At 52.8% G+C, this 8,875-nt stretch carries 12 protein-coding genes and 1 tRNA gene; 10 read left to right on the top strand and 3 right to left on the bottom strand.

Annotation, left to right across the window (positions count from 1 at the left end; translation table 11 throughout):
- Positions 1–251: 251 nt before the first annotated feature.
- Both INF37_RS05135 and INF37_RS05130 read right to left on the bottom strand, forming a co-directional pair.
- A complete protein-coding gene (locus tag INF37_RS05135) occupies positions 252–611 on the bottom strand; it encodes a helix-turn-helix transcriptional regulator (protein WP_050004369.1) in 360 nt (119 codons plus the stop codon).
- A 69-nt stretch (positions 612–680) separates the two neighbouring features.
- On the bottom strand, positions 681–1,307 hold the full coding sequence (locus tag INF37_RS05130) for a TetR/AcrR family transcriptional regulator (protein WP_193536825.1): 627 nt from the start codon (positions 1,305–1,307) through the stop codon (positions 681–683).
- A 153-nt stretch (positions 1,308–1,460) separates the two neighbouring features.
- On the opposite strand from INF37_RS05130, the gene INF37_RS05125 reads away from it, so the two are divergent.
- The 6 genes from INF37_RS05125 (at position 1,461) to INF37_RS05100 (ending at position 5,794) form a co-directional block, all read left to right on the top strand.
- Positions 1,461–1,871 (top strand): hypothetical protein, encoded by a 411-nt coding sequence (locus INF37_RS05125; RefSeq protein WP_050004307.1) that lies wholly within the window; start codon positions 1,461–1,463, stop codon positions 1,869–1,871.
- Between the two features lie 505 nt (positions 1,872–2,376).
- Positions 2,377–2,799, top strand: coding sequence for an RNA polymerase sigma factor (locus INF37_RS05120; protein WP_193536823.1), 423 nt, complete (start codon positions 2,377–2,379; stop codon positions 2,797–2,799).
- A gap of 331 nt (positions 2,800–3,130) precedes the next feature.
- The gene (locus INF37_RS05115; RefSeq protein ID WP_193536821.1) at positions 3,131–3,331 is read left to right on the top strand and encodes a hypothetical protein; all 201 of its coding nucleotides are present in this window, start codon (positions 3,131–3,133) and stop codon (positions 3,329–3,331) included.
- Between the two features lie 134 nt (positions 3,332–3,465).
- Positions 3,466–3,612: a hypothetical protein gene (locus tag INF37_RS05110; protein WP_006573143.1), complete on the top strand. Its 147-nt coding sequence runs from the start codon at positions 3,466–3,468 to the stop codon at positions 3,610–3,612.
- 92 nt (positions 3,613–3,704) lie between these two features.
- A complete protein-coding gene (locus tag INF37_RS05105) occupies positions 3,705–5,405 on the top strand; it encodes a recombinase family protein (protein WP_193536819.1) in 1,701 nt (566 codons plus the stop codon).
- A gap of 14 nt (positions 5,406–5,419) precedes the next feature.
- Positions 5,420–5,794 (top strand): recombinase family protein, encoded by a 375-nt coding sequence (locus tag INF37_RS05100; RefSeq protein WP_193536817.1) that lies wholly within the window; start codon positions 5,420–5,422, stop codon positions 5,792–5,794.
- Between the two features lie 30 nt (positions 5,795–5,824).
- Here INF37_RS05100 and INF37_RS05095 read toward each other — a convergent pair.
- Positions 5,825–5,901: transfer RNA gene (locus INF37_RS05095), tRNA-Pro, on the bottom strand.
- A gap of 190 nt (positions 5,902–6,091) precedes the next feature.
- Here INF37_RS05095 and INF37_RS05090 point away from each other — a divergent pair.
- The 4 genes from INF37_RS05090 to rplS all read left to right on the top strand — a co-directional run bounded on the left by INF37_RS05090 (position 6,092) and on the right by rplS (position 8,842).
- On the top strand, positions 6,092–6,616 hold the full coding sequence (locus tag INF37_RS05090; protein ID WP_193536815.1) for a TIGR04002 family protein: 525 nt from the start codon (positions 6,092–6,094) through the stop codon (positions 6,614–6,616).
- 202 nt (positions 6,617–6,818) lie between these two features.
- Entirely contained in the window at positions 6,819–7,757 is a 939-nt protein-coding gene (locus INF37_RS05085) for a M23 family metallopeptidase (protein WP_328821033.1), read from the top strand.
- Between the two features lie 3 nt (positions 7,758–7,760).
- Positions 7,761–8,414 carry a site-2 protease family protein gene (locus tag INF37_RS05080; protein WP_193536811.1) on the top strand — a complete coding sequence of 218 codons (654 nt, stop codon included), beginning with the start codon at positions 7,761–7,763 and terminating at the stop codon, positions 8,412–8,414.
- Between the two features lie 86 nt (positions 8,415–8,500).
- Entirely contained in the window at positions 8,501–8,842 is a 342-nt protein-coding gene (gene rplS, locus INF37_RS05075) for a 50S ribosomal protein L19 (RefSeq protein ID WP_101693155.1), read from the top strand.
- The last annotated feature ends 33 nt before the right edge of the window (positions 8,843–8,875 follow it).

Raw genomic sequence — 8,875 nt, 5'->3', positions numbered from 1 at the left:
GTGGGGCAACAAGAAATACATGAATATGAAGCACCTGGAAGCAGCCTTTGAGGATGCCTCCATTGCTGGCTAACTTCATTCATGCCAGGGGCTGTAAACCAATTTGCGCAAAACTCTTGACACTACCCTCCCCAACAAGCGTTTTTGCGGCCCCCTCGGGCTGCAAAAATAGCAAGTGTGGCCACACTTGCCCTGCTTGCCATTAGTGCGCTGCCCTAAACAGCGCAAAAAAACGGAGGTGCGTGTTTCTCTTACGCATCCTCCGTTTCCTTAGCCGCTTTCATCGCTTGGATCGTGGCTTCTACAATTTTCAGTTCTTTTTCGTCCAGAGCATTAAGCATGGCGTCGATACGCTTTCTACACTCGCTGCCTTTATTCTTGGACGGATAAAAATATTGGTCAACCGATATATTGAACATCGTCACCATCTGATAAAAGGTGTTAAGGCTGGGGTGCTGGCCGTCATTCTCGTTATACATGATGGTGCGAGGAGCCCGGTCAACGATATAGGCCAGTTGCTCCTGCGTCATCCCACTGGCTTCCCGAGCTTTTTTAATGGCAAGCCCTATATCGTGAAAGTCAAATCGTCGCTCATCTCGTTCAAACTTCATAACATCACCCAAAATGATTTTACATTTCAGGTATTAGTATTTGAACGATTTATAAAATCACTATACTGACTATTTAATTTCCGGTTCAACATCCATCTCGATTAAACTCGTAATAGCTTGAACCGCAACAATTTTTGATCTGGACAACTGTGCTTCATCAATGATCTGCTGTATATAATCGTGGCAAAGCTGCTCAATGATCCCAAAAGCGATGCGAAGTTTTTCCTCTAAGAAGCAAGACGAAAACTCTGCACTAATAAGAAGTTCCTTAATTTGTGCGAGTAGCCTTGCTTCAAAAGCAACAAAGTAATTTTGTATTTCAGGATCGAGTAACGCCAAGGCCATAAACTCATTATGCGCAGAAACATTCATGGTATGAGAGGTAATCAATGCATCAAGCAGTTCTTTAACAAGGTTATGGAGATCCTCTTTTTGAATTTGCCTGCTAAGGGTAGTTCTAAATTCAGATTCCAATCTGGAAATATACAGACCAATAACTTCCTTTAGAATGTCGTGTTTGTCGTGAAAATAGTTATAGACAATTCCGGTAGAAACATTTGCTGCCTTTGCAATTTCCGCCGTATTAGTCTTATAATACCCTTTTTCGCAAAACAGTTCATAACTTGCTACTATAATAGCATCTTTTTTTTCAATAGACCGTTTTTGTTTAGGAATACGGATTTCATTTGTAGGCATTACATTCACCCGCCTTTGTTGTCTTAACCATTATACCGCAATATAGTGATCAAATCAATAAAATCTGAAACTAATTTCAGATACATTGTTGACATCAGACGGATGGCATGATACACTAAACCTGAAATAAATTTCATGTTTTGGAGGAACACAATGACCGAGAACGACAATAAAAAATCTATGTGCTCGTACAAATTCTATCTACTATTTATCATTTTTGCGTGTGGAGGAGCCTGTATTTGGCAATTATTCATTCCTCAAATTGGAGAGCAGTACTCGATTTGGGGAAGTGCGGTTGGTTGGCAGCGAGAAATTGCGTTATGGAATATTGCCTTAATAACAGCAATCATGCTTTCGATAAAGAAAAAGGATATTGCTGCCCTAAGATTATTAACTATTCAAACTACAACACTATGCTGGCTTTTAGGTGCAAATCACCTTGTGGCGTTTGTTAATTCGAACTTTTCTTTTGGTTCTATTCATTTCCTTGGTTTTCTTGAGGTCATGCTTTGTGGGGGAATATGGGGAACCATATTGATTTTTAAGTATCGTCCCCAAAAATAAAAACAGGCAATTCAATTTGATATAGCTCAATCCACCAAAGAAGGGGATAATAAAAAAACCGTTGTTTTGGTGGTTGGAGATTGTGCGCCAAAAACAAAAGTATAGCAACCTTACGGCGGTTTTGAAATATCAATTTCAAGCCGCCGTTTTCTTTTTCAAAAAATGAGAATACGGAGGGTGTGTTAAAGTCGCCCTTTTTTAAGGATACGGCGGTGTCCGGGAGGTATCGCTGTGTCCTTTTTTCTTTTCCACCCACCTAACCTGTCAAAAAAAGCCGGCCATCACAACAGGATCAGTTCGGCATTGAACATGAAATACAGCAGTATGTAAAAAGCAACAAAACATCGTGCGCTTGCGTGTCCTTGTGGCACACGAGCGCATTTTGTTTTGTCTGCTTTGGGACAAGTTGTCCCGAAGTAGGCAAAGGCGGCCCGGGGTGTCGCTCTCCGCCGCCCTCCGTTCAGATCGCCATTCATCCCCAACCATCTGAACGGAGGAATTACAAATGACGACCATCAATCTGAAAGACTTTTATCCGTGGTACACCCACGACGAATACATAGAGGTTTCCGAGGAAGTTGCCGACGAGCTCCGGGCAAGCAGGCTGTATGAGGCCGCCTATCAGCGGCGGATCGTCCGCAACAAGGCACAGTATTCCCTCGATTGCGAGGACGGGATCGAATACTCCGCCTGCGTTTCCGAACCCACCCCGCAGGAGCTGCTGGAGCGCATGGAGCTGTTCTGCCATTTGTGTGCTGCGCTCAATTCCTTGCCCGAAACGCAGGGCCACCGGGTGGACGCCTGTGTGATCCTCGGCAAGAGCTATCGGGAGGTGGCTATGGCCGAAGGCGTGAGCAAAACTTCTGTGCAGGAGTCGGTTCAAAGCGGTTTGGCTGCTATGAGAAAATATTTGAAAAAAGTTATGTGAGCAACCCTGCCAAAGAGCCGTTTTTTGTCCTTGGTATATGAGAGGAGTTACATCCGATCAACAACTGAATAGCGGCGGCCCCGAGCCATAGAGCGGGGAGCCGGGCGGCGGGTGCGCTGTGACTTCTCCGGCAGGAGAACGAGCGAACAACACCAGCGCCGCAAGTGGGACAAACCACCCCACGGCCACGATCCGCAGCCGGACAAGCTGGCTGCTTGCCCCTCCGGGCTGCCGCCCCCTCGAGAGCGTCATGCTGAGTATTGCTGTCTTATGACGGGCCAAGGAAATGAGCGTGGCGCTCCCGAAACTTTTTATCAAGGAGAAAACCAACATGAAGCATGATCCCGAACTGGCGGCCCTGCTTGCCCAGCCGTGGAGCAACAATGCCTGCCGGGGCTATGTCATCTACGCTATGGAAAACTGTGGGTTTTCTCCCACGGACATCCGGCGTGTGGTGGCAGAGCTCTATGAGGTCTTTGACATCCGTGGGCTGGAGGAAGCCCAGCAGCACTTTGAGAACAGCCCCTACTGACCTTGGGACAAGTTGTCCCAAAGTGGAGCAAGGCAAGAGGGCGGCACCGCCGAAGGTGCCGCCTTTCTGCGTTTCCCCACGGGACAAGGGGGACTGTCGGTCATTGTTTCGTATCGTTCTGGAAGGAGGCCCACATGGAAGATCCCGTACCCGTCAAGGAGGAATATACCTATCAAGTCGGCAAAATCCAATTCATTGTCACGCCCGTCTACAAGGACAAAGGCGAGTCCATGCGTGACATCCTGTTGAAGCTGATGCTGGCCGATCTGGAGCCAGCCTAACTGTTCCATCGACATCCTTAACACGGGCAGTCGGCAGAGGTATAATATACATAGATAAGAACCTCTTGCTTGATTGCAGGAAGGAGGATATTTTGAAACAGTCAAGCAAGAAAATCTCTACCGGCACAGCCGCTCTCTACTGCCGCCTGAGCCGTGACGATAACATGGACAGCGAGTCCAACAGCATCCAGAACCAAAAGAAAATACTTCAAAAGGCCGCCAAGGACAAGGGTTATACCGATACCATCTTTTTCGTGGATGACGGTATTACCGGCACTACCATGAAACGCCCCGGCTTTCAGAAAATGATTGCCGCAATCGAGGCTGGGTACATCTCGGCGGTGTTCGTGAAAGACCTCTCCCGGCTGGGCCGCAACTACATTGAGGTGGGCAAGCTCACCGAAGAATTTTTCCCGCTCCATGATGTGCGGCTGGTGGCCGTTTCCGATGGCGTGGACAGCGACGAGGGCGAGGACGATTTCACCCCGTTCAAGAACATTATGAATGAATACTACGCCAAGGACATCTCCAAGAAGCGCCGGATCGTCAATAAGATGAAAGGCAACGCTGGGATTCCGCTTTCGCCGCCGCCCTACGGCTACATAAAGAACCCGGACAATCCCCGGTTTTGGGTGATTGACCCGGAGGCCGCCGAGGTGGTACGCCGTATCTACCGCATGGCGTTGGACGGGTACGGGCTGGCTGAAACTGCCGCTGCCCTCGGTGCAGATGGGATCGTCAACCCCACCTACTACTGGCGCAGCAGGGGTACAAGCAGAGGCGGCTCCAAAAGCACCGTGGAGCCCACAAAATGGGGACACACCACAATCAAGAAAATTTTGACCACGCAGGAATACTGCGGTGATGTGATCAACTTCAAAAGCTATTCCAAATCCTATAAAATGAAGCGTCGGATTGAGAACCCGGAGGAGAACCGGGCCATCTTCCTCAATGTCCATGAGCCTATCATTGACCGACCAACTTGGGAAAAGGTGCAGGCGTTAAAAGCCGGGACACGGCGCAAGCGCCCCACCGTTACCCAAGAGCCCAGCGTCTTTTCCGGCTATCTGAAATGCCTGGAGTGCGGCGGCAATCTGAATTTCCATTTTAACCAAGGCAACCACGATATTAAATTCTTTAGCTGCCAGAACCACAATTCCGGGCTCCGCAAGTGCTCGTCTACCCACTATATACGGCTGGACTTCTTGGAGCAGGTGGTGCTCTACGAGATACACCGGCTGGCCTGCTTCGCTAACGAATACGAAAACGACTTCATCAAGGCGATGGTGGGCCGCTCCGCCAAGGTAGCGGAAAATGACCGGGTACGCAAGAAGCGGGAGCTGGACGGGCTACTGGCCCGGGACGGAGAGCTGGATATGCTCTTTGAACGGCTCTATGAGGACAATGTGTCCGGCAAAATCGACGATGCTCGGTTTGCCAAAATGTCCAAGCGGTATGAGCAGGAGCAGGGCGAGAACGCCGGACGGATCAAGGCGCTGCGGTTGGAGCTGAAAAAGCTGGAAGATAAGCGGATGGATGTGGACACCTTCTTGGAAACGGTACGCCGCTACACAGACGCTACCACCATTACCAAACGCATGGTTGCCGAACTCATTGAGTATATCGAGGTCTATCCTGCGGTCAAGGAGGACGGTGTTACCAATCAGCGGGTGACGATCCACTACAACTGCATCGGGGCCTTTGAGGTGCCGGATCGCCGGAAAATCCCCGAGCGGGATATTCTGCTGGAAACGAGAAAAGGCGTAGCATTAAGCTACACCCCGGCGGTGTAAAGGTGGTGTGGGATATGAGAGCATTTCTCTATTGCCGTGTTGCCCATGACGATTCTTTCGCATTGGAACACCAGCGGTTTCTGCTCCAGATCTACGCAAAGAAGGCGGGATATACCATCATCGGCGCTGCGGACGAATACGGCAGCGGGCTCACATTAGACCGCCCGGCGCTCCAGAAAGTGACCGAGGCCGTTGCCGCTGGCAGGGTGGATGTGGTGTTAGTCCATAGCCTGAACCGGATAGGTCGGGAGTGGGGGATGACCCAAAGCTACATTGACCTGCTCACCCGGCACAAGGTAAAGCTCCTGTGCATCCGGGATCGGCTGCTGTTCGATGAAAACGGCGCTGCCCCAATTTTGACAATAAAAAATGCGGAGTGCCCTTTGTAGGATACTCAGATCCTATAAGGACACTCCGCATGGTCCGAGTGACTGGATTCGAACCAGCGGCCTCTTGAACCCCATTCAAGCGCGATACCAAACTTCGCCACACCCGGATTTAGCTGTCTCGTCAGACGACTCGTATACTATATCACAGATTATTTTATAATGCAAGTGTTTTTTACGTTTTTATCAAAAATTTTTAAAAAGCGTTTTCTGGCGTGGTCCTATCAAAAAAACGGAAACTGACTCTTTTGAAATGTGCAGGACGCGGTATCATAGAACAAAAGAGGAGGGAAACCGCATATGAAAACCAAGTCACAGAACATAAACCTCAAATATATCGTGGTATCCGGGCTTTTTGCAGCCTGCATTACCATGACGACCGCGTATCTGTTCCACGTTCCCTTTCCGGGGGGATACATCCATCTGGGCGATGTGCTGATCTATATGGTCGCCTGTCTGCTCCCGACGCCCTACGCGGCGGCGGCGGCCGCCATTGGAGCGGGGCTGGCGGATCTCCTCACGTATCCGGCCTGGTGCCTGCCAACACTGGTAATCAAGAGCTGCCTGGTGTTCTTTTTTACATCCCGTGCGCCCACCTTCCTGTGTAAGCGCAACTATGTAGGGCTGGTCCTTGCCTCGGTCTTTTCGCCGGCTGCGTACGGCCTGTGTGCAGTGGTTCTCTATGGAAGCATACAGAGCTTCTGGCCGCAGTTTGCCGGGACTGCGATCCAGTCTCTGGGAAACGGCGTCATCTTTTTGATCGTGGCCAGAGCGGTCGATATGACACATCTGAAGCAGCAGATGGAAAAGCACGTGCTCACCTGACGAAAGGCATCCCGGCTGGGATGCCTTAGGCATATCCACGTCTCCCCAGGCATACTGTTAGGACAAACAGAATGCAACCTGAGTGGAAAGGGGGGACCGCGGTATGGAGAACACGACCTATCAGGAATGGGTCAGAAGAAGGGCCAGGCGGTCCGGAAGTATATCGTCGCATCCATCGGCGCGGCAGAAGAAGCGCCGTGGGGTGGAGTTGGGTGCAAAGGAGCGGCGGAGGCTGATCCAACTGGCCGTCTGTACCATGGCATTTGTGGTCATACTGGTGGGGAAGGGTGTCTTCCCGGAGCGTCTGGTTTCCATGCGGGAGGAACTGGCCCAAATGCTCCATACGGACACTGATTTTACTGCGGCTTTTTCCAATCTGGGAAGGGCGATTGCGGAGGGGGAGACCGTGACGGAGACCTTGGGCGATTTCTGTACCGAAGTCTTTGGGACCTCTTTTGAGGTGCGCGTGAGCACGTCCTCCACGGCGGTGGATGGGATGTTCTGTACCGCGGAGATCCAGCGGCTGGCGGTGGGGGAGAAGCGCTCTCCGGGCGTCTATCTGGGGGTAGAGGAGGCGCAGACAGCCGCCGATCCGCCGGCTCCCTTTGCCTTTACGGCTGCACAACAGGCCGAACCGGTCCAGCCGGAACCCACACCGGAGGCGGAGCCGGCGGTGGTGCACATGGAGTATAGCGGACCAACTCTGCCCGATAACGCCACGATGGACAAGTACCGGCTGGATATCGGAGAGACTGCAACGCCGGTCCTCGGCTGGGTCTCGTCCCCCTTTGGCTGGCGGGAGCATCCGGTGGACGGTGGAGAGAAATTCCACAACGGGGTGGATCTGGCGGTCAATCTGGACACGCCGGTCCTGGCCTTTGCAGCCGGAACCATCGACTATATCGGGGAGAGCCCCATTTACGGTCTGTATCTTCAGATCAACCATGGGAATGGCGTCACCAGCTTCTACGCCCACTGTGACCGGCTGGATGTCCAGCAGGGACAGCAGGTCAAGGCGGGAGAGCAGGTGGCGTTGTCCGGGCAAAGCGGGAATGCCACGGGGCCGCACCTGCATTTTGAGGTGAAGCGGAACCAGGTCCGCCTCAACCCGCTGTACTATATTCAGACGCAGAGCTCTTGATCCATGCGATGGGGCTGTCTGGAGGTGAGCGGGGGATTTCTCCTGCTGGCCGCATTCCTTTATTATATGGATACCCAGGGCGTGGTTCTCTGGGGCGCTGCCGCCTGCGCCCTCCATGAAGGGGGGCACTATCTGGCCATCCGCCTGCTGGGCGGACGGGTCACCGGGCTCCGGCTGACCTGTGTGGGGGCGGAGATGCGCCTCTCCGCCAGCGCCCCCAGTGGACGCGCGTTCCGCATCCTGACCGCACTGGCCGGCCCGGCCGCCAATCTGGCCGCGGCGGCGGCCATCACTCGCTGGGGCGAGGGCATGGGGGAGGAGCGGTATCTGCTGATTGGTCTGAATCTGAGTCTGGGACTCTTCAATCTTCTGCCCATCGCAGGCCTGGACGGAGGACGCATCCTGCGCACTCTGCTGGAGGGCGGCGCCTGGAAGAGAAGCTGGGGACAGGGGATCTCCCTGGCCCTGGCGCTGGCCCTCGGAGGGGCCGGGATCTGGCTTTTGCTTCAGCGGGGGAATCCGACGCTGCTCCTGACCGCTGGATGGCTCGGCATCCTCTCTCTGCCTGAGCCGGAGCGGGGCGGCGGGAGAGGGGGATTGTGCAGAAAACCCTTGCAATCCCCAAAGAAGTGTGATATACTTCCAAAGTCTGAATAAAGGGTGTTCCTCTGCTGGCGCGGGACGAAGAAAGAGCCTGCGGCAACAACCCGGCAAGAACACCTATAAATGAGGAGGAAATATCCATGGATCTGATGAAGGCTTTTACCGAGAAGCAGATGAAGGCCGAGGCCCCTGTGGCCAATGTGGGCGACACCGTCCGCGTGCACGTTCACATCAAGGAAGGCAACCGCGAGCGTATCCAGGTGTTCGAGGGCACCGTCATTGCCAAGAAGCATGGCGGCATTGAGGAGAGCATCACCGTCCGCCGTATCTCCTACGGTGTTGGCGTGGAGAAGGTGTTCCCCCTGCACGCTCCCTCTGTGGAGAAGATCGAGCTGGTCCGCAAGGGTAAGGTTCGTCGTGCCAAGCTGTACTACCTGCGTGACCGCGTGGGCAAGGCTGCCAAGGTCAAGGAGCGCATCTAATTTTCAGGCATATTTCAGGAGCGAGCTCCTGGA

Origin of the sequence: Pseudoflavonifractor gallinarum (assembly GCF_014982855.1) — a bacterium.
GTDB classification, from domain to species: Bacteria; Bacillota; Clostridia; order Oscillospirales; family Oscillospiraceae; genus Pseudoflavonifractor_A; species Pseudoflavonifractor_A gallinarum.
The sequence above is the reverse complement of the archived record's forward strand: the minus strand, read 5'-3'. Positions and strand labels throughout refer to the sequence as shown.